At 68.9% G+C, this 24,331-nt stretch carries 24 protein-coding genes; 7 read left to right on the forward strand and 17 right to left on the reverse strand.

Annotation, left to right across the window (positions count from 1 at the left end; genetic code table 11):
• Positions 1-148 precede the first annotated feature (148 nt).
• A complete protein-coding gene (locus VJT49_RS32230) occupies positions 149-769 on the forward strand; it encodes a class F sortase (protein WP_324168750.1) in 621 nt (206 codons plus the stop codon).
• Positions 770-778: 9 nt separating this feature from the next.
• Here VJT49_RS32230 and ligD read toward each other — a convergent pair whose 3' ends face one another.
• The 5 genes from ligD to VJT49_RS32255 are packed head-to-tail and all read right to left on the reverse strand — an operon-like array spanning position 779 to position 4,537.
• Entirely contained in the window at positions 779-1,696 is a 918-nt protein-coding gene (gene ligD, locus VJT49_RS32235) for a non-homologous end-joining DNA ligase (RefSeq protein WP_324168751.1), read from the reverse strand.
• Between the two features lie 5 nt (positions 1,697-1,701).
• Complete coding sequence (locus VJT49_RS32240; protein ID WP_324168752.1) at positions 1,702-2,256, reverse strand: NUDIX hydrolase; 555 nt, start codon at positions 2,254-2,256, stop codon at positions 1,702-1,704.
• Between the two features lie 5 nt (positions 2,257-2,261).
• The gene (locus VJT49_RS32245; protein ID WP_414636134.1) at positions 2,262-2,798 is read right to left on the reverse strand and encodes a methylated-DNA--[protein]-cysteine S-methyltransferase; all 537 of its coding nucleotides are present in this window, start codon (positions 2,796-2,798) and stop codon (positions 2,262-2,264) included.
• A gap of 50 nt (positions 2,799-2,848) precedes the next feature.
• A complete protein-coding gene (locus tag VJT49_RS32250) occupies positions 2,849-3,841 on the reverse strand; it encodes a hypothetical protein (protein WP_324168754.1) in 993 nt (330 codons plus the stop codon).
• Positions 3,842-3,862: 21 nt separating this feature from the next.
• On the reverse strand, positions 3,863-4,537 hold the full coding sequence (locus tag VJT49_RS32255; RefSeq protein WP_324168755.1) for a VC0807 family protein: 675 nt from the start codon (positions 4,535-4,537) through the stop codon (positions 3,863-3,865).
• Between the two features lie 177 nt (positions 4,538-4,714).
• On the opposite strand from VJT49_RS32255, the gene VJT49_RS32260 reads away from it, so the two are divergent.
• Positions 4,715-4,912: a hypothetical protein gene (locus VJT49_RS32260; RefSeq protein ID WP_324168756.1), complete on the forward strand. Its 198-nt coding sequence runs from the start codon at positions 4,715-4,717 to the stop codon at positions 4,910-4,912.
• Positions 4,913-5,427: 515 nt separating this feature from the next.
• Here the strand turns inward: VJT49_RS32260 and VJT49_RS32265 are convergent.
• Positions 5,428-5,592: a hypothetical protein gene (locus VJT49_RS32265; protein ID WP_324168757.1), complete on the reverse strand. Its 165-nt coding sequence runs from the start codon at positions 5,590-5,592 to the stop codon at positions 5,428-5,430.
• Between the two features lie 72 nt (positions 5,593-5,664).
• On the opposite strand from VJT49_RS32265, the gene VJT49_RS32270 reads away from it, so the two are divergent.
• Positions 5,665-6,621 carry a helix-turn-helix domain-containing protein gene (locus VJT49_RS32270; protein WP_324168758.1) on the forward strand — a complete coding sequence of 319 codons (957 nt, stop codon included), beginning with the start codon at positions 5,665-5,667 and terminating at the stop codon, positions 6,619-6,621.
• Here the strand turns inward: VJT49_RS32270 and VJT49_RS32275 are convergent.
• From VJT49_RS32275 to VJT49_RS32285, 3 genes are read right to left on the reverse strand one after another with little or no spacing between them, the layout of a single operon-like run.
• Positions 6,588-7,382 (reverse strand): putative hydro-lyase, encoded by a 795-nt coding sequence (locus tag VJT49_RS32275; RefSeq protein ID WP_324168759.1) that lies wholly within the window; start codon positions 7,380-7,382, stop codon positions 6,588-6,590. The genes VJT49_RS32270 and VJT49_RS32275 overlap by 34 nt on opposite strands.
• Positions 7,379-7,789, reverse strand: coding sequence for a MarR family winged helix-turn-helix transcriptional regulator (locus VJT49_RS32280; protein WP_324168760.1), 411 nt, complete (start codon positions 7,787-7,789; stop codon positions 7,379-7,381). Before VJT49_RS32280 ends, VJT49_RS32275 begins: the two co-directional genes overlap by 4 nt.
• The gene (locus tag VJT49_RS32285) at positions 7,786-9,198 is read right to left on the reverse strand and encodes an MFS transporter (protein WP_324168761.1); all 1,413 of its coding nucleotides are present in this window, start codon (positions 9,196-9,198) and stop codon (positions 7,786-7,788) included. The genes VJT49_RS32280 and VJT49_RS32285 overlap by 4 nt, the downstream gene beginning before the upstream one ends.
• Before the next feature lie 121 nt (positions 9,199-9,319).
• Here VJT49_RS32285 and VJT49_RS32290 point away from each other — a divergent pair, with 121 nt between their 5' ends.
• Positions 9,320-11,044: an IlvD/Edd family dehydratase gene (locus tag VJT49_RS32290; RefSeq protein WP_324168762.1), complete on the forward strand. Its 1,725-nt coding sequence runs from the start codon at positions 9,320-9,322 to the stop codon at positions 11,042-11,044.
• 81 nt (positions 11,045-11,125) lie between these two features.
• Here the strand turns inward: VJT49_RS32290 and VJT49_RS32295 are convergent, their stop codons facing one another.
• The 4 genes from VJT49_RS32295 to VJT49_RS32310 all read right to left on the reverse strand — a co-directional run bounded on the left by VJT49_RS32295 (position 11,126) and on the right by VJT49_RS32310 (position 14,318).
• Complete coding sequence (locus VJT49_RS32295) at positions 11,126-12,238, reverse strand: fumarylacetoacetate hydrolase family protein (RefSeq protein WP_324168763.1); 1,113 nt, start codon at positions 12,236-12,238, stop codon at positions 11,126-11,128.
• A 330-nt stretch (positions 12,239-12,568) separates the two neighbouring features.
• Complete coding sequence (locus tag VJT49_RS32300; RefSeq protein WP_324168764.1) at positions 12,569-12,703, reverse strand: flavin reductase family protein; 135 nt, start codon at positions 12,701-12,703, stop codon at positions 12,569-12,571.
• A 55-nt stretch (positions 12,704-12,758) separates the two neighbouring features.
• Entirely contained in the window at positions 12,759-13,007 is a 249-nt protein-coding gene (locus VJT49_RS32305) for a flavin reductase family protein (protein WP_324168765.1), read from the reverse strand.
• Positions 13,008-13,067: 60 nt separating this feature from the next.
• Positions 13,068-14,318 carry an NAD(P)/FAD-dependent oxidoreductase gene (locus VJT49_RS32310; RefSeq protein WP_324168766.1) on the reverse strand — a complete coding sequence of 417 codons (1,251 nt, stop codon included), beginning with the start codon at positions 14,316-14,318 and terminating at the stop codon, positions 13,068-13,070.
• Positions 14,319-15,418: 1,100 nt separating this feature from the next.
• Between VJT49_RS32310 and VJT49_RS32315 the strand changes: the two genes are divergently transcribed.
• On the forward strand, positions 15,419-15,637 hold the full coding sequence (locus tag VJT49_RS32315) for a hypothetical protein (protein WP_324168899.1): 219 nt from the start codon (positions 15,419-15,421) through the stop codon (positions 15,635-15,637).
• 16 nt (positions 15,638-15,653) lie between these two features.
• Here the strand turns inward: VJT49_RS32315 and VJT49_RS32320 are convergent, their stop codons facing one another.
• The 4 genes from VJT49_RS32320 to VJT49_RS32335 form a co-directional block, all read right to left on the reverse strand.
• Positions 15,654-15,974: an STAS domain-containing protein gene (locus tag VJT49_RS32320; protein ID WP_324168767.1), complete on the reverse strand. Its 321-nt coding sequence runs from the start codon at positions 15,972-15,974 to the stop codon at positions 15,654-15,656.
• Entirely contained in the window at positions 15,971-17,575 is a 1,605-nt protein-coding gene (locus VJT49_RS32325; protein ID WP_324168768.1) for an ATP-binding SpoIIE family protein phosphatase, read from the reverse strand. The genes VJT49_RS32320 and VJT49_RS32325 overlap by 4 nt, the downstream gene beginning before the upstream one ends.
• Positions 17,576-17,646: 71 nt before the next feature.
• Positions 17,647-20,133, reverse strand: a complete 2,487-nt coding sequence (locus VJT49_RS32330) for a DNA topoisomerase IV subunit A (protein ID WP_324168769.1) — start codon at positions 20,131-20,133, stop codon at positions 17,647-17,649.
• Between the two features lie 20 nt (positions 20,134-20,153).
• Positions 20,154-22,211, reverse strand: a complete 2,058-nt coding sequence (locus VJT49_RS32335) for a DNA topoisomerase IV subunit B (protein ID WP_324168770.1) — start codon at positions 22,209-22,211, stop codon at positions 20,154-20,156.
• Between the two features lie 212 nt (positions 22,212-22,423).
• Between VJT49_RS32335 and VJT49_RS32340 the strand changes: the two genes are divergently transcribed.
• Together VJT49_RS32340 and VJT49_RS32345 are read left to right on the forward strand one after the other, a co-directional pair.
• Positions 22,424-23,305 (forward strand): RluA family pseudouridine synthase, encoded by an 882-nt coding sequence (locus tag VJT49_RS32340; protein ID WP_324168891.1) that lies wholly within the window; start codon positions 22,424-22,426, stop codon positions 23,303-23,305.
• 33 nt (positions 23,306-23,338) lie between these two features.
• The gene (locus VJT49_RS32345; RefSeq protein WP_324168772.1) at positions 23,339-24,169 is read left to right on the forward strand and encodes a class I SAM-dependent methyltransferase; all 831 of its coding nucleotides are present in this window, start codon (positions 23,339-23,341) and stop codon (positions 24,167-24,169) included.
• Positions 24,170-24,331 lie beyond the last annotated feature (162 nt).

Below are 24,331 nucleotides of genomic sequence, written 5' to 3' on the forward strand. Positions count from 1 at the left end.
CGCCCCAGGCACCCGCGCCCCAGGCACCCGCGCCTCAGGTGCCCGCACCCCAGGTGCCCGTGGTCCCCGCCGGGCCGGTTCCCGCCGGAGATGGGTCCCTGGCTTCCGCGTGATGACCCCGACTCGTCGTATCCGCCGGAGTGCGGCGGTGCACACGCCGCCTCCGGCCGGATACCTTCGCACCTTCCTGCTCGGTGTCTGTCTCGGACTCGCCGTCCTGACCGGATGCACTGGCACCGACGTGGCCCCAGCGCCGCAACCGGCGCCCGGGACGGCATCGACCGTCGAGCCGGGTCCCGGCGCGACCGGCGCCGCTCCCCCGATCAGGGTCCGGATTCCGAAGATCAGCGCGGACTCCACACTGGTCCAACTCGGCGTCAACGACGACGGCACGATCCAGGTGCCGCCGACCACCGAGCCCATGCAGGCCGGTTGGTACCGGTTCAGCCCGCCCCCGGGTGCGGTCGGCCCCGCCGTGCTGCTCGGCCATGTCGACGGCACCGGGCACAAGGGCATCTTCTACGACCTGAAGAGCCTGGCCCCCGGCGACGAGATCGAGGTCGACCGGGCCGACGGCACGACCGCGCGGTTCCGGGTGGACCATCTTTCGCAGGTGCCGAAGAACCAGTTCCCGACCGAGGCGGTCTACGGCAACACAGACACCCCTCAGCTGAGGCTGATCACCTGCGGCGGTGATTTCGACCGGGCGGCGCACAGCTACCGCGACAACATCATCGTCTACGCCGGACTGGCCGCGGAAACGCGGTGAAGGCACCGGTCACGGTACCGGTATCGCGGTTCTCGTGCGGGCCAGTCCGGCGAAGAGATCGCCGAACTCGGCGACGCGGTCGAGCACGTCGTCGGCGGTGAACACCAGGTCCTCGGGACGGCGGCAGGCACGCACCTCGTCCCAGGTGATCGGGGTGGAGACGGTCGGCCGGTCGCGGCCACGCAGCGAGTAGGGGGCGACCGTGGTCTTGGCCGGGTTGTTCTGGCTCCAGTCGATGAACACCTTGCCCGGGCGCAACGCCTTCGCCATCTTCGCCACCACGAGGTCCGGGGTCTGGCCCGCCAGCCGTTCGGCCAGCCCCTTGGCGTACGCCGAGGGGCGGTCGGTGCTGCGGGTCCGGACCCCGCAGTACAGTTGCATGCCCTTGGCGCCCGACGTCTTCGCGAACGGCGTGAGGCCGTCGCCGACGAGCGCGTCGTGCAACCGCTCGGCGACACGGCCGCATTCCACGATGGTGGTCCCGGGACCGGGGTCGAGGTCGAACACCAGCCGGTCCGGCGGCCGCCGGGTGTCCCCCGGCCCGACAGTCCATTGTGGAACGTGCAGTTCCAGTGCGGCGAGGTTGGCCGCCCACACCAGGGTGGGCAGGTCGTCGATCAGGGGGTAGTCGACCGGGCCTGACCGGCCCCGGGAACCGCTGCCGGTCAGCCGGGCCGTGGGAACCCATTCCGGGGCGTGCCGGGAGACGTCCTTTTCGAAGAACTTGCCGGGGGCACCGACGCCGTCGGGAAACCGGATGAAGGTGACCGGGCGGCCCTTGAGCTGCGGCAGCAGGACCGGGGCGACCCGGGTGTAGTAGTTGATCACCTCACCCTTGGTGAACCCGTCCGGGTAGAGCACCTTGTCCAAGTTGGACAGAGTCAGCCTGCGCCCGCCGGCCTGCACGGTGATCCGCTTCTCCGGCACCCGGCTCACCTCCCGTGGCGGGTGAGCAGGTTTCCGGTCCGGGCCAGCGTTTCCCGGAGGTTGGGCACCGCGGCCAGTTCGTGGGCTTCGGGCAGGGTGAGCCACCGCAGCGGCGCGCCCGGCTTCTCGGGGCGTGCGGCGTCCGGGCCGGCGGTGGCCAGCACGAACCGCACATCCGCGTGTTCGTGCGCGGGCTCCTTCCCGCTCGCGCGCACCGGCACGATCGCCACGTGCACCAAGGCCGCGTCTGGCCACGGGACCAGGTCGGCCAGGCCGGTCTCCTCCCGGCCCTCGCGCAGCGCGACTTCGAGCGGATCGGTTTCACCCGGGTCCCCGTGCCCGCCGACCTGCAACCACGCCCGCTGCCGCCGGTGCCAGCGCAGCAGCACCCGCCTGCTTTCCGGGTGCACGACCACCGCCGACGCCGTGACGTGGAGCGGGATCGAGCGGTGCCAGGGGTCTTCCGCCGTGGCCACGAGTTCACGCACACGTGACACGTCGGCGTCCTCGGCGGCTTCCCGGGGGTGGTACCGGGACAGTAGGTCGGCGACCGTGGCCATGTGGATCAGAGTAATGGCAGTGTCGGCTCCGCGCGGTTCCACTGGCGGTCGCGTTCGAAGTCGAGCAGGTGCCGCTTGCGCTCCACGCCGCCGCCGTAGCCGGTGAGGTCACCGCCGGCGCCGACGACCCGGTGGCAGGGCACGATGATGCTGACCGGGTTCCGGCCGTTGGCCAGCCCCACCGCCCGCGACGCGGTCGGCCGCCCGATCCGCTCCGCCAGCTCCCGGTAGGAGATCGTTTCCCCGAACGGGATTTCGCGCAGCTCCGCCCACACGCGACGCTGGAACGGCGTGCCGTGCAGCGCCAGCGGGATGTCGAACTCCTCGCGGGTTCCGGCGAAGTACTCTTCCAACTGCCTGATCGCTTCGGCGAACGGCGCTTCGTCGCGCTCGCCGAAGGACTCCTCGCCGGGCCGGTGCCGCTGCCGCTCCATGTACAGGCCGGTGAGGACGCCGTCGGAGCCGACGAGCGTCAGCGGCCCGAGCGGGCTCTCCACAGTGGTGTATCGCATGGTGGTGTATCGCATGGTGGTGTATCGCATGGTTCCCAGTCTTACCGGCGGCGGGGACATGGGCTGGCGGAAAACGGACATCAGGCCGCCGGGCGGTTCGCGTAACGGGCGGCCATCACCCGGAAGGACTCCTTCGGCTCCCAGCCGCCCGGAACGATCTTCACCACCCCGTAGGACGCCAGGTCGAGGTCGTGCTGAGGGTCGTCCGGCCGGTGAGTCAGGCCGTATCCGGCGAAGGTGAACCAGAACGCCGCGTCCAGTCCCTCCTCCTCGAACACGGTGAGCAACTCGTCCAGGTACTGGGCCTGCTCGTGCTCGTCGCGCTGGTAGTCGCCGTCGATCCGCGGGGGTCTCGCGGCCTCGTCGACGATCATCCAGCCCTCGCCGCCGCGCTGGGCCGCGCCCCGGTAGGTGCAGCAGCCGAACTCCGTGGCGGCGACGGGCTTTCCGCACGTCAAGTGCGCGCGGAGCTCTTCACGGTAATTGCCGGCGTTGTAGGCCGCCCGGTAGGCGTCGACGCCGACGATGTCGAACGGGGTCCAGTCGATCCGTTCCCAGGGGCCGGACGCGTAGGTAAGCCGCCCACCGAAACGGGACCGCACCGTGTTCGCCGCCTTGTGCAGGAACCCGTTGAGCTTCGCCATCGCCTCCGGGTAGTGCTCCCGGAACGACTCCGCGCCGAAGCCGGCCAGCCGTTCGGGAAACCCTTGCCCGGCAAAGAATCCCGGATTGAACAGGCTGATCTCGCACCCGGCGACGAACACGACCTCCGTTCCGGCGCTCCGCACGTCCTCCGCTCGCCCGGCGCATTCGGCGAAGAACTCGAGTAACCCGCCTTCGGTCAGGTCACAGGGGAACGGTGCGAACCACACCGCGAGACCGGCCTCGGCCGCCGCCTCCGCGGCGGCCGACAGCCGTTCCACCTCTCCCCCGGAGATCCGGACCGCGTCGCAGTGCAGTTCGTTCGCGATGACCCGCATTTCGTCCCGGACCGCCCTGAAGTCCCAGTCCGGCCGGGAAATCTCCCCCATCGGGCTGAAACCGGTGTCGTAGTTGATCCCGTAGGTGCGCATTTCGAGTGTTCCTTCCGCAGGTCAGCGCCGCTCGAGTTCGGCGGCCATCATGTCCTTGATGGGACCGACCGCCAGGGCGCCGCCGACGATGCTGCCGACGACAATGGCGGCCACCAGGACGACCGTGCCGAGCCAGACCATCGTGTCGACCGGCAGCGTGTAGGCGCCGACGATCCTCGCGACGCACTCCGCCAGCAGGGCCGTCCCCCACACAATGGAGAACATCCGCTCGGCGCGCCGGAACTTCGCGGAAGTCGCCGACAGCCGGTCCCAGGCCGCGATCCTGACCGGGTCGCCCTTGGTGACGAACGGCCGCATCGCGGTGGTCATCAGCGGCCGTCCGAGGAAGACCGACACCAGGATCGAGATGCCGATGATGCTGCTCACGCCGCTGTCCTTGGCGAGCATCAGGCGCGGGTCACCGGTGACCAGGCTCAGCAGCAGACCGGCGACGTTGACCACGAACATCAGCAGGGCCAGTCCGTTGAGCCTGCGCTCCTTCACCAGGCCCCACACCGTGCGCACCATCGGGACGACGCCGCTCCAGCCGAGCGCGGCCGTCTCGCTGACGCCGAAACTTTTGCTGAGCAGGTAGTAGGAGCCGATCGGCACGGCCACGTCCACCACCAGGGGCATCAGGTGCCGGCGCAGCGCGTTCGGGGCGGTGGTCCGGGTGGCGGTCGCGGTGATGGTCATTTCTTCCCTCCAGGTCCTCGTTCGCTTTGATCCAAAGCTTCTCGGGATTCGGGGCGTGGGAAGGAGGTCGATCATCCTGCGTTCGCCGTGACATCTGTCAGGGGCGGTAACCTTCGACTCCTGAACTGCGTACAGGGGGGCACCGATGGATCTCGCGCGACTGCCGTCGCGGCGGCGATGCCCGCCGTCGTCGCCCGTATCCCGCCCGCTCCGGCCGCCGAACTCGGCCGGCTCGGCGCGCCCGAGCCGGCCCGGGACCGCCCAGGCCGGCCTACGCGCGACCGGCCGGGGTCCGAGGCGAGCCACCGGCACTCGCCGACCTGCGCCTACTCGGTGACCTGCTCGCCGAACGCCCGCTGGGTGCACTCGAACTGACCATTCCCGAACTGGACATCGACGCACCCCCTGGGCTGACCGCCGAACTGCCCCCGGTGTCACGGGACAACTGGCCTTCGTGTCGACCGACCGGGAAGCGAGGTATCGCGGGCGACGAACCTTTTCCATCAGGTCCGGCCAGGGGCGACCGAACTCGTTTCGACCTTGGTGAAAGCGCTTTCGGAGACCGGGATCGTGGCTCGCTTGCGCCGAGCGCGGCGAAGTCCTCGCGTCCTTCGAACCCGGCCTCCAGCACCGTGAGGGGCCGGCCGAACTGTTCGAGGACATCGACTTCGCCGACTATCGCGACAGGGTGGCGAAAGGACTGGTTGTCGTCGAGCGGTTCACGGAGCAGAAAATGCTTCGGGAGCACATCGAGCAACTGCGGGCGAAGGGGGTCGCCTACCCGATCGTCGAGTGACCCTCTTTGATGTGGAAGGTGAACTCGAGCAGCCTCCGGAGTCCCGCATGACCTGCTCCCGGAGGTGGTGGTCCCCGCCGAGCCAGCCGAGCCTTCAGTGCCGCGTGTGAAGTTCCTGCCACACCCGGACCTCGTCACGGTCTTCGAAGTTCACGCTGCCCGCCGGGCCGGTCGGCCATTGCCGGCGGTGGTTGCGCTCCAGCGCGGCAGCGATACCGGCCAGGAGGATGAGGGTCAGGAAGAGAAGCAAACCAGTCATGGCGTGAAGTTTGCGCTGCACTACTTCCCGCCAAACAGTGGCAGACCTGACGTGCTGCGCTAAAATTCTGCCATGCTCAAAACGGCGGCCGCTCTGTTGATCGACGGCGTTGAACCCTTCGAGTTCGGCGTGGTCTGCGAGGTCTTCGGCGTCGACCGTACCGACGACGGCGTACCGCCGATCGAGTTCCTCGTCTGCGGCGAGCGGGCCGGCGAGCCATTGCGGTCGGGGGTCGGGGTGCTGATCACGCCCGAGTACGGGCTCGACGCACTGGATGACGCGGACCTCGTCACGCTGCCCGCCGCCAAAATCCGCGACGACTACCCACCCGCGGTGCTCCAAGCGATCTGGGACGCCTCGGCTCGAGGCGCGACCGTGCTGACGGTGTGCAGCGGCGCGTTCCTGCTCGGCGCGGCCGGGCTGCTGGACGGCCGCCGTTGCACCACGCACTGGCGCCACGTCGACGAATTCCGTCAGCGCTTCCCCAAGGCGAAGGTGGACCGGGACGTCCTGTTCGTCGACGAAGGCGATCTGATCACCAGCGCGGGCACGGCCGCCGGGATCGACGCCTGCCTGCACTTCGTGCGCCGCGAGCTCGGCTCCGCCGCCGCCAACGCGATCGCCCGGCGCATGGTCGTGCCGCCGCAGCGTGAGGGCGGGCAGCAGCAGTTCATCGAGCTGCCGATCCCCGAATGCACGGCGGACAGCCTGCAGCCGATGCTCACCTGGGTGATGGATCACCTCACCGAGGAGCACACCGTCACCGCGCTGGCGCGGCGGGCCTCGATGTCGGAACGCACCTTCGCCCGGCGGTTCGCCGCCGAAACCGGCACCACCCCGCACCGCTGGCTGACGATCCAGCGGGTGCTGCACGCGCGGGCGCTGCTGGAGGACACCCAGCTCGGCATCGAAAAGATCGCGCACCGGTGCGGATTCGGCACGGCCGCCCTGCTCCGGCACCACTTCCACAAGATCGTGGGCGTCTCACCCGCCGACTACCGCAGGACCTTCGCCCACCCTCCCGCCTGAACCCGGTATTCCTCGTCCCGGACGTCGGTGACGAACATGTGTCCCGGCGCGTGCGTGATCGCGAACGGCGGGCGGGAGGCCATCAGCGCGGCCTGCGGAGTCACCCCGCAGGCCCAGAACACCGGCACGTCACCCGGCGCCGCGCGCACCGGGTCACCGAAATCCGGCTTCGCCAGGTCCTCGATGCCCAGCTCCGCCGGGTCGCCGACATGAACGGGAGCACCGTGCACCGCCGGCATCGCGCCGCTGATCCGGATCGCCAGGTCGACCAACTCCGCCGGGATCGGCCGCATCGACACGACCATCGGCCCGCGCATCCGGCCGGCCGGGCGGCACTGCCGGCCGGTCACGTACATCGACACGTTCCGGCCCTGCTCGACGTGCCGCAGTGGCACGCCCGCCTCCGCGAGCGCCGTTTCGAAGGTGAAGCTGCAGCCGATCTGGAACGCCACGAGATCCTCGCGCCACAACGACTTCACGTCCGGATGTTCACCCGCGAGCACACCGTCGCGCCAAACCCGGTAACGCGGCAGGTCGGTGCTCAAATCCGCCCCCGGCGCCAGCACGGTGGCCGTGCTGCCCGGGTCGCTCACGTCGAGCACCGGGCACGGCTTCGGGTTGCGCTGGCAGAACAGCAGCACGTCGTACGCCCAGTCCCGCTCGATGGCGATCAGGTTCGTCTGGGTGTAGCCGGGCACCCAGCCCGCCGTCGGGCACACCTTGCCGCCGCGGAAGGCCGCTCGCGCCTCCGCGGGCTTCATCGCGCGCCGCCGATCTTGGCCAGAATGGCGGCGAGGGCGGCGAGATCGGACTCCGGCAGAGCTTGCAGCGCGGGCGGAGGCTCACCGAGAATGCGGTCCGCGGTCTTGACGGCTTCGCGGCCCGCCTCGGTGATTTCCACGATCTTGCGCCGCCGGTCGCGCGGATGCACGTTGCGCTCGACGAGCCCGCGCCGCTCGAGGTCGTCGACCAGGAGCGTGGCGTAGGGCGGGTCGGTGACCAGTTGCTCGGCCAGCTCCCGCATGGTCAGCGGGCCGGCCGCGATCCGCCGCAGCGCCTTGGCCTTGGCGAAGCTCATGCCCAGCGCGTCCGAGACCTCCTTGCGCCGGTCGTAGGTCTCGTGAACCAACTCCCGGAGACGCTCCCAAACCACTCCCGCGTCCGTCATGAAACCAGGACCTGGACCTTCTCCTCGAATTTCGTACGCTGCGCCCACTTCGTCGTGATGAGGAAACCGAGCGCGAGCACCACGACCCCGCATCCGGCCATGATCCACCACGCGGGCCGGCTCGCGGGCGCGAACGCGGTCGCCAGCGGGCCATCCAGATGCGATGTCACCACGGTACCCAGCACGGCCACCCCGAGCGAGGAGCCGACCTGGCGGCTTGTCGAGGCCACGGCGGCCGCCACACCCGCCTGGTCCCGCGGCATCCCGGACACCGCCGAGCTCGTGATCGGCGGGTTGATCAGGCCGAGCCCGAAGCCGAACACCAGGTAGGCCGCCAGCGGCAGGAGGATCGGCGAATCCGCGGTCAGCCGGGCGAACAGCAGGCCGCTGAGCGCCATCGCGCCGCCTCCGACCATCAGCGGCAGCCGTGGGCCGCGGGAGCCGACGATGCGGCCCGACACCGGGGGTGTCGCGATCAGCGCGACCGCCGCAGGCAGGGTGAGCAGCCCGGCCTGGAGCGGGGAGAACCCGCGCACGTTCTGCAGGTAGATCGCGTTCAGGAAGAGAAAACCGCCCAACGCGGCAATGGCGCAGACCGCGGTGAGGATCGCGCCGGAAAACGGGACGCTGGTGAAGAACTTCGGATCGATCAGCGGTTCCTCGCACTGTCGCTCGTAGGGCACCAGACAGCCGATGGCGAGCGCGGAGAGCGCGAAACACCCGATGGTCAGCGCCGGGCGGGCGTGCGGCGCCTCGATGACCCCATAGATCAGGCTGCCCAGCGCGACGATCATCAGCACCTGCCCGACGGGGTCCACCCGGCGTGGCTTGGGCGCCTTCGACTCCGGCACGAGCAGCGCGGCGAGCACCACCGCCACGGCGCCGATCGGCACGTTGGCCCAGAAGACCGACCGCCAGCCGGCCGCGTCCACCAGCGCCCCGCCCGCCACCGGGCCGAGCGCCATGCTCACCCCGAACACCGCGGCCCAGACACCGATCGCGCGGGCCCGCTCCGCCGGATCGGTGAAGGTGTTCGTCACGATCGACATGGCGACAGGAGTGAGCATCGACCCGCCGACAGCCTGCACCATCCGGAACACCACCAGCACCTCGATGTCCGGCGCGATACCGCACAGCAGTGAGGCGAGCGTGAACAGCACGAGCCCGGCCTGGAAGACGCGCCGCCTGCCCAGCCGGTCCCCCATCGAGCCGGACAGCATCAGCAGGCTCGCCATCACCACGGTGTAGGCGTCGATTGTCCACTGGAGATTGGACATGGTCGCGCCGAACTCACGCTGGATGGACGGCAGGGCCACGTTCACGATCGTGATGTCCAGGGAGACGACGAACAGGCTGAGGCCGCAGATCGTCAGCACGAGCAACCTGCGCCGGTAGCTGAGTGCCGGCAAGCTTACCCCAATCGTTGTAGACCTATAACTGTTATAACTCTACAACATTTTTCCAGTAGACAGCTAATCATCTAATGATTTAATGTTTGTCACGGGCAGTTCTCAACGGAGAGGAGTCCTCGTGACGGGCGAACTTCGGAGCAAGGCGTGGTTCGGCGCGACCGGCCGGGCAGGCATGATCTACCGGTCCTGGATGCGGAGCCAGGGTTTCGGCTCGGAGGTCTTCGACGGCCGCCCCGTGATCGGCATCGCCACCAGCGCCTCCGAACTCGCCCCGTGCAACGCGCACCTGCACCGGGTCGCCGAGGCCGTCAGGCGCGGGGTGTGGCAGGCGGGCGGGTTCCCGCTCGAGTTCCCGACCATGGCCACCGGCGAGACACTCATGCGCCCGACGGCCATGCTCTACCGCAACCTCATGGCGATGGAGGTCGAGGAGCTGATCCGCGCCAACCCGCTCGACGGCGTGGTCCTGCTCTCCGGCTGCGACAAGACCACCCCCGCGATGCTGATGGCGGCCGCGAGCGTGGACGTGCCCGCGATCATGGTGACCGGCGGACCGATGCTCAACGGCAAGTACCGCGGCACCGACGTCGGCTCCGGCACGCATGTGTGGAAGTTCGAGGAAGAGCTCAAAGCCGGTCGGATGACCCAGGAGGAGTGCTTCTTCGCCGAGGGCTGCATGGCGCGGTCCAACGGGCACTGCATGACGATGGGCACCGCGTCGACCATGGCGTGCATGGCCGAAGCGCTGGGTATGCAGCTGCCCGGTTCGGCCGCCTGGCCCGCGGTGGACGCGCGCCGGTTCGAAATCGGCCACGCCGCCGGGCAGCGGGCCGTGGCGATGGTGAACGAGGGACTGCGGCCCTCGCGCATCCTGACCCGCGAAACGTTCGAGAACGCGATACGTGTCAACGCGGCGATCGGCGGCTCGACCAACGCGATCATCCACCTGCTGGCGATCGCCGGGCGGGTCGGCGTCGAACTGGAACTGGGCGACTTCGACGAACTGGCGCGTGCGGTACCGACGCTGGTCAACCTGATGCCCAACGGGAAGTTCCTGATGGAGGACTTCTGCTACGCGGGCGGGCTGCCCGTCGTGATGAAGCGGCTCGCGGACGCGGACCTGCTGAACGCCACGAGCATCACGGTGACCGGCAAGAGCGTGGCCGCCAACGTCGGCGGCGCGCAGTGCTGGAACGACGAGGTGATCACCACGCTCGAGGCGCCGTTCCAGCCGGCGGGCACGGGAACGGCCGTGCTGCGCGGAAACCTCTGCCCCGGGGGCGCGGTGATCAAGCAGTCGGCCGCCTCGGAGCACCTGCTCACCCATCGCGGCCGCGCACTCGTGTTCGACTCGGTCGAGGCCTACCACGAGGTCTGCGACGACCCCGATCTCGATGTCGACGCCGGCACCGTGCTGGTGATCAAGGGTGCCGGGCCGAGGGGGTATCCGGGCATGCCCGAAGTGTCGAACGTGGCGTTGCCGGCGAAGATGCTCAAGGCCGGGGTCACCGACATGGTCCGGATCTGCGACGGCCGGATGAGCGGCACCGGCTACGGCACCGTGGTCCTGCACGTCACGCCGGAGTCGGCGCTGGGCGGACCGCTCGCGCTGGTGCGCACCGGCGACGAGATCACCCTCGACGTCCCGTCACGAACCCTCACGCTGGAGGTCGACGACGCCGAACTGGATCGCCGCCGCGCCGGATGGAAGCGGCCGGAGTCGCCCTGCACCAGCGGCTACGCCTGGCTCTACACCCAGCACGTCCTGCAGGCCGATCAGGGCGCGGACTTCGACTTCCTGCGGGGTTCCCGCGGGCACGCCGTGCCCCGGGATTCGCATTAGAGTCTTTCGAAGCGGAGCCGCTTGCGGTGAGGCTCGCGACCCGCACCGCCGCGGCCACGCGAACCACTTCGAAACAAGTCCCTAAAGCAGGCCGCGGGAGGCCAGGTTCGCCATCAGGGCACGAATGCCGAAGGTCCACGGCGGGGCCTTTTCGGCATGGGTGACGACGTTGGTCAGCGTGCCCAGCAGTGGCGAGGAAATTCGAACCTCGTCGCCGAGCTTGTGCGTGAACCCCTCCCCCGGCGCGTCCCGGTCCTGGACCGGCGCGAACAGCGTGCCGGTGAACAGCACGAAACCGTCCGGGTACTGGTGCCGCGGCCCGATGGTCTGGCCCACCAGGTCCAGCACGTCCCGGCTGATTTCACTGAGTGAACTCTTGCCTTCGAGAACGAACCCGCCGGTCCCGGTGACGGTGAGCTCGATGTCCAGGCCACGCACGTCCTCCAGCCCGAAGGAGTCGTCGAAGAGCCGGATGAACGGGCCGATGGCGCAGGAAGCGTTGTTGTCCTTGGCCTTGCTCAACAGCAACGCGCTGCGGCCCTCGACGTCCCGCAGATTGACGTCGTTGCCCAGCGTCGCGCCGACCGGGCGGCCGTCCGAACCGACCGCCAGCACCAGTTCGGGCTCCGGGTTGTTCCACCGCGAATACGCGGGAACGCCGATCTCGGCGCCGCTGCCGACCGCGGACAGCACCGGCGCCTTGGTGAACACCTCGGCGTCCGGGCCGATGCCGACCTCCAGGTACTGCGACCACAGACCCTCGGCGACCAGCAGGTCCTTCACCCGCGCGGCCTCCGGCGAACCCGGCCGCAGACCGCCGATCATCCCGCCGAGCACGCCCTCGATCCGCCGCCGGATGTCCGCCGCCAGCGCCGGGTCGCCCTGCGCGCGCTCCTCGATGACCCTCTCGATCATGCTGCGCACGAAGGTGACGCCGCAGGCCTTGATCACCTGAAGATCGCACGGCGCCAGAAGTTCCAGGCCGGCCAGCGGCCACTCCCGGCCGCCCGCATTCCTCACGATGTCGAGAAGGTCCTCGCGTTCCAGCAGGCCCGACATCGTCGGCTCGACCGGCGTCAGATCGACGACGGTGCCATTGCGCACGGCCACCACACAGGGACCGTCACCGTCCGGATCGAACACCCGCCCCACCAGGGCGGCCCGCTCGCGGTCGACCGGCAGCAGTTCGCTCACTCCCCCACCCTAGGGGGAACTCAGCCGAGCGTGTGGAACAGTTCTCGAAGAAGGCCTCCTGGTCCGGACCATTGGCCCGGGCAGGCAGCGAACTGGACACCTTCGCCGGCACGGTCCCGCTCGACGTCGACCTCACGTCGTGCTCTCCGTACTCGCCCACACCACCTGCGCCGCGCCACGCCGACGCCTCCCCGGCGACGCCACCGCAACACCCGACACCCCGCAACGCCGATTCGTCACCACCAGCGGCACCGAGACACCGGCGCACCGGCGCACCGGCGCACCGGCGCACCGGCGCACCGAGATCGTCGTCCGCCTCGACCGGCGCGCCTACTCACCCGTCCTCCGCCAGACCAAGGTGTGGTCCCCGACCAGGTGCCGGTCGACGATGCGGGTCGCCAACCGCACCAAGGAACCGGCGATCACCGGCACCCCGCCGAGCCATTCGAACTGCGGCGGCGGCATCGGGTGCTTGACCGGCGAACCGGCGCGACCGGCTCCTGGGAAAGAGCCAGGACGCTCACCCCGTAATGCTCCGGTTCGAATAGTCACGCAGCCATCCGGGCCTTGTTCCCAAGGAGATCAGCACCAGCGGCGGTTCGAGCGAGACCGACATGAACGCGTTCGCCGTCATGGCGTGCACATCTTCGCCCGTGGCGTTGGTGATCACCGTGACACCGGTGGCGAAGCACCCCATCGCGGAACGCATCACCACGGGATCGATACCCGTGGACGCGTTCGCGACGGGGCCTTCCACTACGCCGGTCATGATTCCGCGAGCGCAGGCATGGTGTGCCTGGCCAGGATAGCCTCGGCCTGGTCGGGCCGGTCAGGCGCTGACGGATCCGCCGCCTGCCTTGATCAGCTCTTCGGATACGAGTTTTTGCCTACGGGCGCTCGCGATCATCGACGCTTCGAGCATCCACTCCCGGGACCGCCGCGGATCGCGGGAGATCTCGCGCAGTTCTTCGATTCTCGCGTCGCGAGCCTCTCCCCCGCTCAAGGACAGGTCCTGGGTGTTGCGGTGAGTGATCCACTGGATCTCGGACAAGGCCACCATCCTCCGCTGCTCAGCCCAGGAGTCCAGGCCCAACTGCTCGGGATCGGTGAGTGTCCGACCCACGGTGTAGGCGTCGTGAATACCGGAGTTCAAGCCCATCCCACCGATCGGCGAGTTCACGTGGGCCGCGTCGCCGATGAGCGCCACCGGTCCGCGACAGAACTCCTTGGCCACCCGCTGATGCACCCGGTACACCTGGCGCGAGAGCACCTGCGGCATCGGATGCGAGCCGAGCAGGCCCCCCAGGCGCCCCTGGACGAACTCGTCCGTGACCACCTCCTCGTCCGCCCGTCCCCCGGTGACCTCGAACATCACGCGCCAGCAGTCCGGGATCCGCAACAGCATCAGGTGCTCGGCCGGATCCGACACATAGTTGACGGAGGAGATGCCCGGGAAGTACTTCTCCAGCGGCGCCTCGATCCCGAGCAACAGGTACCGGTGCTCGTAGGTCATGCCCTCGAACTCGATGTCGAGAACCTCGCGCACCGTGCTGCGCGCACCGTCGGCGCCCAAGAGGTGGTGGCCGGTGACGGTGTACTCACCCTCCGGGCCGAACACCAGGACGTCCACGGAACGTGGGTCGGTCACCTGGTGACCGGTCACGCGGTGCGCGAAACGTACCTCGACCGTGTTCTCGCCGGCGAGCTTGTCGAGCAGGATCCGTACGTATTTGTACTGCTCGAGCTGCAAGCGGTACGGGTACCGGGTCACGTCCGACAGGGCGGAGAAGTCGAATTCGGCGATCAGCCCGCCGGTGCGGTCACGGAGCTGGTAGGTGGGCGCCACCAGCCCCTGCGCCAGCATGTCGTCGATGAACCCAAGGCCCTCGGCGAGCTCCAGGGTCGGCGGGTGGAAGGTCGACGCCCGCCACTGGGTGGCCGGTTCCGGCTCCGACTCCAGCACCAGCACGCGATGACCGGTTCGTCCCAGCACCAGGGCCGCGGTCAAACCGACCGGGCCGGCGCCGACGACGATCACGTCGTAGTCGGCGGCCTCCCCCAGAACAGTGGAATCAGGCACCTTCGTCCTTTCCGCAGGTAAGGATGTTGTTCCGCGAAGAGCGGTTGTGGTGTGCCGTCGACGTTACGAGTACGGGCCCGCGGATCGGAACGGCGCGATGCACAATTCCGCTATGCGGCACAAGAGATCCCGAGAAGCGGCACAGAGCCTGAATTCGGTGGCGAACGCCTTGCGGGTGCTCGCCCTGACGCACAAGGAGGCAAGGTCACGTCGCCGTCGATCAGCGAACATCTGGGCGTGGGTAAGTCCACCGCGCACCGCCTGGTGACGACCACTGACGGCGCAGCACTTCCTCCAGCGCACACCCGCGCACAACACCGAGTTCATCGTGAGACCGGCGCTGCCGGAGATCGGCGCGACCGCGCTCCGCAAGGCCGATATCCGGCGTCACGCACAGGCGCCCCATGAAGCGCCTGTGCGACCTGCTCGGCGAGACCGTCAGCGGCCGAGATTCAGGGCCCGCTGCTTGGCACGTCTTGTGCCGGATAACGGAATTGCGTATCAACCCGTCCCGATACGCGGCGCCTGCTCGTAGCGTCCGTCACACAACACGACCCTTTTCGCGGAAACACACGCCTACCTCACGCCGCGACCTTCACCAGAACGCCTTCGGACCCGGAACCGGCTTGTCGGCCACACCTACCCCAAGCGGCTTACCCGCTTCCACCAGACAGGCAACAGTGATCTTCGACATGGTCGGACCTCACTGTTCGACACGAAATCATCGGCGCCGGCCAGTCAGGTTCCCCGCGTCCGTCCACTGTTGTCAACGCGACAACCGGTTACCGGACACATTATCGGGATCGATTATCGGGCCAATTGGAGTTGTTCGGGGTGGAGATGCCGGTGCGCCAGGCGGCGCGCGTACTCCCCGGCCAGACCGGTGGCACCCGCCCGAAAGCTTCCCACCATCCACGCCGGACAGCCGGGTACGCACCACGCCAACCCGCATCCGAGCAACTGTCAAGACTTGCGAATGAGTTCGAGCACGTCGGCAGTGGGCCGTACGTCGCCGAAGATCCGGTAGATCGTGGCGTTGTGGTCCTCGTCGCGGCGTACGGCGTTGGCATCGGCCGCCATGATGACCCCGGTAGCCCTGGGTGGCTGCGTCGCGGGCAGAGGACTCGCCGCACACGGTGGTGACCGTGCCGGTGATCAAGACGGTGTCGATGCCCCGATTCCGGCTCCAGCATCGGTGGGCGGACGGGGTGCACGTCAACATCCGGTTGGAAGCACACGAACTCTGTCCGCTGGTGGTGATCGGGATCCGCGCCGATGGCCGCAAAGAACTCGCCGCCCTGGCCGACGGGTACCGCTGAGCTGCTGCGACCCGGCTCAGATGCCACGTAACCGCGCGAACGGCGGCAGGCCCGACAGCTCCAGGATCCGGCGGACCGGCGAAGTCGCCGGCACCAGCAGTTCCAGGGTGGTCTGCAGGGTGCGCAGCCGGCCTGCCAGGGTGAACAGGATCCGCAGCCCGGCACTGTCCAGATAGGTGACTTCGCTGAGGTCGAGCACGACGGAGTTCACGTGATTGCCGATGGCTTCGTTGATCTCGGTCTGCACGGACGCGGCATTGGCGAGATCGACATCGCCGGTCAAGCGGATGCTCACTTCGTCGTCATGCGTCCGGACCTCGACGGTCGCCGTCTTCATCGCCTCCCTGCGTTGCCCTCGACGATCGCACGGCGGATCGTGACGGTCGTACCGTCCCCGGTCCGCGCGAGGAACACATCGTCGCAGCAGCGTTGCATGAGCAGGATGCCACGTCCCCGGTTGGAACCCCGTGGGGCCCGCCAACGGCCTCGATCGGCCACGGTCGCCACGACGTCCGGCCCCTCCAGGTGCAGGTGGACCGTCACCGTGCCGCCACCCGGCCCGTACGCGTGCTCCACCACGTTCGTACAGGCTTCGCCGACCGCGAGCAGCAGGTCGGCGGTGGCGTCGGGCGAGACCCCCGCGGCCGACAGCCAGCGTCTCATCGCGGCGCGGACGTCCTTGAGCGCCTCCGGCACCGCGGGCAGATCCAGATCCAGCGGGCCGACCTCGGCCGCGTCATGCCGCCGGACCACCAGCAGTGCCACGTCGTCCTCGGGGATGTCGTCCCCGATCAACGCGGCCATGGCCTTCGCGCACACGCTGTCGGCGGGACCCGGCGCGACCACTTTCCGCAACCGCTCCAGGCCGATGTCGATCGGACGGTCCCGCCGCTCGACCAGGCCGTCGGTGTACAAGCAGACGAGCCCGCCCGGCGACATCTCGATCACCGCACTGTGCCGGCGGATGTCGCGCAGCGCGCCGATCGGCGGATCGATCTGCAGCCCGGTCAGCACGGCGGGCTGGCCTGGGCGGACCAGCACCGGCGGGAGATGCCCCGCCGACGACAGGTGGATGCGCTCGAAACCCGGTTCGACCATGCCGTAGAGCACCGTCGCCATGATGCCGGGCTCGAAATGCTGCGCCTTCCGGTCCAGTTTGCTCAGCACTTCGGCGGGATCGCCGCAGTCCAGGGCGTAGGCGCGCAGCGCGCTGCGGAGCCTGCCCATCACCACCGCGGCCGGCAGGTCGTGCCCGACCACGTCACCGATCACGACCCCCAGCCAGCCGGACGGAAGTGCGAACACGTCGTACCAGTCGCCCGCCACGCTCGCCCGCCCGCCCGGCACGTAGCGGGCCGCCAGATCCAGGAACGGCACGGACGGCAGGCGTGGCGGCAGCAGGCTGCGCTGCAACTCGGCCGCCGCGGCGCGCGCGGCCTGCGAACGCTGCGCCTGCACGGACAGCGCTATCCGGTCCGCGGCCAACTGGAGCAACTCGATGTCGTCATCGGTGAACTTGTGCTGCCGGAACGTGCCGACGTGCAGCACGCCCAGCACCTCGCCGCCGACCAGCAGCGGCACGCCGAGCAGGGTCTGGATGCCCTTCTCCCACAGCAGCTGGTTCAGCACCGTGGTCGAGTCGATGCGTTCCAGCAACTTCGGCTTCTTGGTCGCCGCGACCGTGCCGGCGAAGCCCCGGCCGAACGGGATGCGCACGCCCTGCCGGACCTCGACCTCGATGCCGAGCGCGGCGGTGGCGACCAGCTCGCGCGAGTCGTGCTCGAGCAGCAGCACCGCCGCGGTGTCGGCGTGCAGAACCCGCCGGACCCGGTCCAGCACCTCGTCCAGCATGTCCTGGCCTTCGAGATGGGCGAGCGGGTTGTCGCTGACGAATCCGATCCGCCGTAGTCGATCTTCCGCGCTGGCCACCATCGACATGCTCCGAGGTTAACCAATCGGGCAACGGAAGGCACGGAAGGCACTGTGTCCGCTGCGGTACGCTACCTGGATCATCCGCGTTCGACCAGGTGCCCCACGACATCGGGACCCGGGTGGGCGGCGCCGGAGGAGTCCCGGCGCGGGTTCGGCTCCGGAAGCTCGACGGGATCGCCGTTCTTCGCCGCGCCCGCCGGGCGCGAACCGATCCAGGCCACCGTGAGCCGCGTCTCGCCCTTGAGGAACCGGTGCGCGCGGACCCCGCCGGTCGCGCGGCCCTTCGCCGGGTACTGCGCGAACGGCGTCATCTTCACGCTTGCCCCGGTCGCGGTCACCACCATCGGCTCGCCGTGCTCCGGATCGTCCGTGCGGATGGCGCCGAAGAAGATCGCGTCGGCGTCGTCCACGAGCTTGATCCCGGCCATACCGCCGCTCTTGATCCCCTGCGGCCGCACCAGCGACACCGAAAGCCGCAACAGCGAGGCGTCGGAGCCGACGAACGCCAGCGTCTCGCGGCCGTCGGTCAGCCAGGTCGCGCCGACCACCTCGTCGCCGTTCTTGAGGCTGATCACCTCGAACTCGTCGGCGCGCACCGGCCATTCCGGCGCGCAGACCTTGACCACACCGTGCCGTGTGCCCAGGGCCAGCCCCGGCGAATCCGCCGCCTGCTCGCCCAGCGGCGCGATACCGACGACCCGTTCGCCCTTCTCCAGCGGGAGCAGCTCCCGGGCGGCCATCCCGCCGCGCAAGGACACCGTGCCCGCCTGCTCCGGCAGCACCGGCAGCGGCAGCACGTCCGTCTTGAACGCCCGGCCCCGGCTGGTGATCAGCAGAACCTGGCCGCGCGCGGTGGTGTGCACGACCGCGGCGACGGCGTCATGCTTGGCGCGGCCGTTGCGACGGCGGCCTTCCGGTGCCTCCTCCGACTCGGCGGCGGTCCTGGCGACCAGGCCGGTGGCGGACAGGATGACCTGGCACGGGTCGTCGGCCACCTCCCTCGGCCCGGCCGGCTGCGACGCGGCCAGCACCTCCTTGAGGTCGCCGTCGATCAAGGCGGTGCGCCGCTCGCTGCGGAACTCCTTGGCGATCTTGGCCAGCTCGTTGGACACCACGCGCTTGAGCACCGAATCGTCGTCGAGGATCTTCGACAGCTCGGCGATCTCCTCGCGCAGCTGCTCCTGCTCCTGTTCCAGCTCCAGCTTGTCGTACTTGGTCAGCCTGCGCAGCGGGGTGTCCAGAATGTAGGTGGCCTGGATCTCCGACAGCTTGAACCGCTTCATCAGGCCTTCCTTGGCCTCGGCGGCGTTGTCGCTGTTGCGGATCAGGCGGATCACCTTGTCGATGTCCAGCAGCGCGACGAGCAGGCCCTCGACCAGGTGCAGCCGCTCCTCGCGCTTACGCCGGCGGTAGCGGGTGCGCCGGGTGACCACTTCGTACCGGTGGGCGAGGAACACCTCGAGCAACTGCTTGAGGCCGAGCGTCCGCGGCTGGCCGTCGATCAGCACCAGGTTGTTGATGCCGAAGGACTGCTCCAGCGGCGTGAGCCGGTAGAGGTCGGCCAGCAACGGCTGCGGGTTCACCCCGACCTTGCACTCGATGACCAGCCTGGTGCCGTTCTCGCGGTCGGTCAGGTCCTTGACGTCCGCGATTCCGGTCAGCCGCTTGGACTTGTTGACCTCGTCGGTGATCTTTTCGATCACCTTCTCCGGCCCGACCCCGTAGGGCAGTTCGGTGACGGTGACGGCCTGCCGGCCCCGGCTGCCTTCCAGCGGCCCGATCTCCACCTTCGCCCGCATCCGCACCACGCCGCGGCCGGTCTCGTAGGCCTTGCGCACCTCGTCGAGCCCGAGCAGCAGCCCGCCGGTGGGCAGGTCGGGCCCGGGCACGAACTCCATCAGCTTGTCCAGCGAGGCGTTCGGGTGGTTGATCAGCCAGCGGGCGGCGCCGATGACCTCGCCCATGTTGTGCGGGATCATGTTGGTGGCCATCCCGACCGCGATCCCGGACGTGCCGTTGACCAGCAGGTTCGGATACGCCGCGGGCAGCACGCACGGCTCCTGCAGCGAACCGTCGTAGTTGGGCCGGAAATCGACGGTCTCCTCGCCCAGTTCGCCGACCAGCAGCATCGCCTCGGGCGACATCCTCGCCTCGGTGTACCGGCTCGCCGCCGGACCGTCGTCCGGGCTGCCGAAGTTTCCATGCCCGTCGATGAGCGGCGCGTTCATCGAGAAGTCCTGCGCCAGGCGGACCATCGCGTCGTAGATCGCGGTGTCGCCGTGCGGGTGGTAGCGGCCCATCACGTCACCGACCACACGGGACGACTTCACGTACGCGTGGTTGGGCCGGTAACCGTTCTCGCTCATCGAGAACAGGATCCTGCGGTGCACCGGCTTGAGGCCGTCCCTGGCGTCGGGCAACGCGCGGGAATGGATGACCGAGTAGGCGTACTCCAGGTAGGAGTCCTCGATCTCGGTCTTCACCGGGTTTTCGAAGACCTGGGCGCCGGCCTGGTCGAAGGCGCTCGGATCGACCCGGGTGGTCGGCGTCTTGCGGCGTGCCATCGCTGGTTGCTCCTGCTTTCCTAAATGTCGATCGCGGCTTCGTCCACCCGGTCGGAGGACTCGATCAGCCAGTTGCGCCGGGGCTCGACCTTCTCGCCCATCAGCAGTTCGAGGGCGGCCTCGGCGGCATCCACGTCGTCGAGTGTGATGCGGCGGACCGACCGGGTGGTCGGGTTCATCGTGGTCTCCCACAGTTCGTCGGCGTCCATTTCGCCGAGACCCTTGAACCGCGGGACCGGCTTGACGACCTGCTTGCCCGCCTTCTCCAACTCGGCGACCTTCTGCTCCATCTCCCGCTGGGTGAAGGTGAAGTGGGTCTCCGCGTTGCGCCCCCTGGTGAGGATCTTGTGCAGCGGCGGCATCGCCGCGTACAGCCTGCCGTCCTCGATGACCGGCCGCATGTACTTGGCGAACAGCGTGATCAGCAGGGTCCGGATGTGCGAACCGTCCACGTCGGCGTCCGCCATGATGATCACGCGGCCATAGCGCATGGTGGACAGGTCGAAGGTGCGCCCGCTGCCCGCGCCCAGCACCTGCACGATGGAAGCGATCTCGGCGTTCTTGAGCGTGTCGGCCAGGCTGGCCTTCTGGACGTTCAACACCTTGCCGCGCAAGGGAAGCAGCGCCTGGTACTCCGAGACCCGCGCCATCCGCGCCGACCCGAGCGCGCTGTCGCCCTCGACCAGGAACAGCTCGCTACGTGAGACACCGGTGGTGCGGCAGTCCACCAGCTTCGCCGGCATCGCGGCGCCTTCCAGCGCCGTCTTGCGGCGGGCGGCGTCCTTCTGCTGCTTCTGCGCGATGCGGACCCGGCCGGCGTCCACGATCTTCTGCAGCACGACCTTGGCCTCGGACTTCGTCTTCCGGTCCTCGGTCCAGGCCCGGACCTGCTTCTCCACGATGCCCTGGAGCACCCGCGTGATGCCCGCGGTGGACAGCTCGTCCTTGGTCTGCGAAGTGAACTGCGGCTCCGGCAGGCGCACGTGGATCACCGCCGTCATGCCCTCCAGGACGTCGTCGAGGACGGGCAGGTCCTCCTTGGGCTTGAGCAGGCCGCGGGTCTTGGTGATGGCGTCCTGCAGCGCCTTGGTCACGCCCCGGTCGAAGCCGCGGCGGTGGGTGCCGCCGTGCATGTTGCGGATGGTGTTGGTGAAGCATTCGATGGTGCGCTCGTAGCCGGTTCCCCAGCGCAGCGCCACCTCGATCTCCGCGTGACGCTCCACATTGGACTTCATCACGCCGTTGGCGTCGGCCGCGTTCTCCTTGTAGGTGCCCTCACCGGTGATCAGCACGATGCCGGAAACCGGCTTGTCCCCGGCGGGGGCGAGGAAATCGACCATGTCCCTCAGCCCGTTCGGGAAGTGGAAGGTCTCCTCGCCGATCGTGTCGTCGCTCGCGGTGCGCAGCACGTAGGTCACGCCGGGTACCAGGAACGCGGTGTTGCGCAGTTTCGCGCGCACGGCCTCGGTGTCGAGTGAGGCACCGGTCTCGAAGTAGCGGGCGTCGTGCCAGTACCGGATCGAGGTGCCGGTCTTCTCGCCGCGCTTCATCCGGCCGGTGATGCGCAGGCCGGGCTGTGGCACGAACTTGGCCTTCGGGCCGGGACCGTCGAACACGCCGGGCACGCCGTGCTTGAACGACATCTCGTGCACCTTGCCGGCGCGCTTGACGATGACGTCGAACCGGTGGGACAGCGCGTTGACCGCCGAGGCGCCCACGCCGTGCAGGCCGCCGGACGTCTTGTACCCCGAGCCGCCGAACTTGCCGCCCGCGTGCAGCTTCGTCAGCACGAGCTCGACGCCGGACAGACCGGACTTCGCGTGCTTGTCGGTGGGGATGCCGCGGCCGTCGTCGTCGACCTGGACGCTGCCGTCGGCGTGCAGGGTCACCACGATCCGGCTCGCGTGCCCGGCCACGCCCTCGTCGGTCGAGTTGTCCACGATCTCGGTGAACAGGTGGTTGATCCCGCGGCTGTCGGTGGACCCGATGTACATGCCGGGCCGTTTCCGCACCGCTTCGAGTCCCTCGAGGTGGGTGAGGTCGTCGGCCCCGTAGAGGGGCTCAGCAGAAGCAGTCACAGGGCCGTTCTCCCGGGTCGTGAAACCTGATGTGGCGTCAGCCAGCGAGCCACGGTAGGACAGAGTATCGGAACACCCCGACAACCCCGTGATATCACGGACGCGGCGTCACTTCAGGCGGTCTCCGCCAGCATCCCCAGGCTAGAGTCGGCGAGGTGAGACCCCCGCCCCCGGCCCCGCTGCCGCCCCGCAACGGGCTGAACCCCGCCCGGATGAAGCTGCCCGCCGAGGGGCACTGGGCGACCATCCGCGATCACCTGGTCGAGCGCATCCCGAAACTGCCCCCGGAGCGGCTCGACGAGATGCTGGCCGAGCGGCGGATCGTCGGGGTGGACGGGCCGGTGAGCTTGGACACCCCGTTCCGGCCGGGCGCCTTCATCTGGTTCCACCGCGACCTGCCGGACGAGGTCGAGGTGCCGTTCGAGATCGGGATCGTGCACGCCGACGAGAACATCGTGGTCGTGGACAAGCCGCATTTCCTGGCGACCATCCCGCGCGGCCGGCATGTGCTGGAGACCGCGCTGGTGCGGCTGCGTCGCGACCTGGACCTGCCCGAGCTCAGCCCGGCACACCGGCTGGACCGGGTCACCGCGGGGTTGCTGATGTTCGTCACCAGGCGGGTCCATCGCGGCGCGTACCAGACCCTCTTCCGGGACCGGAAGGTGCGCAAGACCTACGAAGCGGTCGCGCGCCACGATCCCGGGCTGACGCTGCCGCGCACGGTGCGCAGCCGGATCGTCAAGGAGCGCGGGACCATCGTCGCGCAGGAGGTCGACGGTGAGCCGAACGCCGAGACCAGGATCGAATTGATCGAGCGCGCCTGCGGACTCGGCCGGTACCGGCTGGTCCCGGCGACCGGGCGGACGCATCAGCTCCGGGTGCACATGAGCGGTCTCGGCGTACCTATCCTGGGCGACCGCTTCTACCCGGTGGTCACCGAAACCGCGCTGGACGATTTCAGCCGGCCGCTGCAGTTGCTGGCGAAGACCCTGGAATTCACCGACCCGGTGACCGGTGAGCCGCGGCGTTTCGAAAGCCGGCTCGGCCTGCGAAATTGTGACGCGCTGACCCTTTCGGAATTTTCCGTTTTGTGATATGATGGGAAAAACGTCGGGTACGGTGGCGGCGTGAATGAGGAACCCAGTCGGACCGCGTTCGTCGCGGCCGCCGCCCGTGCCGCTCATCTGCTCGTCGACGCCGAACCTCACATTTTCGCGGACACCCTGGCCGTGGCGATTCTCGGCGAACGAGCCGAAGAACTCCTCGCCTACCACCGCGCGCACGGTGCGCACCCCATTCTGTCGGGGGCGAGGGGCCAGGTCGCCGTCCGCAGCCGGTACACCGAAGACCGGCTGGTCGAGGCCGTCGAGCGGGGCGTGACGCAGTACGTGATCCTCGGCGCGGGGCTCGACTCCTTCGCCTACCGCAGCCGGCTCCCCGTGCGGGTCTTCGAAGTCGACCATCCCGCCACCCAGGGATGGAAGCGACGCCGCCTGGAAAGCGCGGGAATCGCGATCCCGGAAACCGTGGCCTTCGTCGGGGTGGACTTCGAAAACGACTCGCTGCGCGACCGCCTGGCCCGGTCGGGGTTCGATTTCGCACTACCGTCGTTCGTGAGCTGGCTCGGCGTGACCATGTACCTCACCCGTGAATCCCTGATAAGGACGCTGGCGGAACTGCCGCCAGGCGCCGAACTGGTCGCCGACTACCTCCTTCCCGCGCACTTGCAGGACGAGGCCGGAAAGACCCATTTCGAAGCGTTGGCGCGAGTGGTGGCCGAGCGGGGGGAACCCATGCACAGTCTGTTCACACCCGAAAAGATGTCGGCGTTGCTCGAGGAAGCCGGCTTCAGGCGAATCGAGCACGCCGCCCAGCGCGAGGCGGTCGACCCGGCACTGTGGGAGCGCCGCGACACGCTTTCACCGACCACCCGCTTCCAACTCGTCCACGCGAGGTAGCAAGGCGCCAGACGATGCTGTGGTCCATCGCGACGAGGACGGGGGCGTCAGCAGTGCCGGCCGGAGACCGGCCCCCGCGCGAGTCCACCTTTCATGGCGCCCGAGTCCCGCATCGCGACGCCCGAGTTCCGCATTCGGCGCGGGCGAGTCCCACATTCGGCG

It is taken from the genome of Amycolatopsis sp. (assembly GCF_035276945.1).
In the GTDB taxonomy this organism is placed as follows: domain Bacteria; phylum Actinomycetota; class Actinomycetes; order Mycobacteriales; family Pseudonocardiaceae; genus Amycolatopsis_E.

Excerpts from the sequence above, each read along its gene's own strand:
- VJT49_RS32330 (WP_324168769.1), bottom strand. The coding sequence starts at position 20,133 with ATGGCACGCCGCAAGACGCCGACCACCCGGGTCGATCCGAGCGCCTTC.
- VJT49_RS32305 (WP_324168765.1), bottom strand. The coding sequence starts at position 13,007 with ATGACCGGCGTAGTGGAAGGCCCCGTCGCGAACGCGTCCACGGGTATC.
- VJT49_RS32340 (WP_324168891.1), top strand. The coding sequence starts at position 22,424 with ATGAAGCTGCCCGCCGAGGGGCACTGGGCGACCATCCGCGATCACCTG.
- VJT49_RS32240 (WP_324168752.1), bottom strand. The coding sequence starts at position 2,256 with ATGGCCACGGTCGCCGACCTACTGTCCCGGTACCACCCCCGGGAAGCC.
- VJT49_RS32255 (WP_324168755.1), bottom strand. The coding sequence starts at position 4,537 with ATGACCATCACCGCGACCGCCACCCGGACCACCGCCCCGAACGCGCTG.
- VJT49_RS32320 (WP_324168767.1), bottom strand. The coding sequence starts at position 15,974 with ATGAAGACGGCGACCGTCGAGGTCCGGACGCATGACGACGAAGTGAGC.
- VJT49_RS32275 (WP_324168759.1), bottom strand. The coding sequence starts at position 7,382 with ATGAAGCCCGCGGAGGCGCGAGCGGCCTTCCGCGGCGGCAAGGTGTGC.
- VJT49_RS32265 (WP_324168757.1), bottom strand. The coding sequence starts at position 5,592 with ATGACTGGTTTGCTTCTCTTCCTGACCCTCATCCTCCTGGCCGGTATC.
- VJT49_RS32245 (WP_414636134.1), bottom strand. The coding sequence starts at position 2,798 with ATGCGATACACCACCATGCGATACACCACCATGCGATACACCACTGTG.
- VJT49_RS32270 (WP_324168758.1), top strand. The coding sequence starts at position 5,665 with ATGCTCAAAACGGCGGCCGCTCTGTTGATCGACGGCGTTGAACCCTTC.
- VJT49_RS32300 (WP_324168764.1), bottom strand. The coding sequence starts at position 12,703 with ATGCCGCCGCCGCAGTTCGAATGGCTCGGCGGGGTGCCGGTGATCGCC.
- VJT49_RS32260 (WP_324168756.1), top strand. The coding sequence starts at position 4,715 with ATGCCCGCCGTCGTCGCCCGTATCCCGCCCGCTCCGGCCGCCGAACTC.
- VJT49_RS32325 (WP_324168768.1), bottom strand. The coding sequence starts at position 17,575 with ATGTCGATGGTGGCCAGCGCGGAAGATCGACTACGGCGGATCGGATTC.
- VJT49_RS32250 (WP_324168754.1), bottom strand. The coding sequence starts at position 3,841 with ATGCGCACCTACGGGATCAACTACGACACCGGTTTCAGCCCGATGGGG.
- VJT49_RS32280 (WP_324168760.1), bottom strand. The coding sequence starts at position 7,789 with ATGACGGACGCGGGAGTGGTTTGGGAGCGTCTCCGGGAGTTGGTTCAC.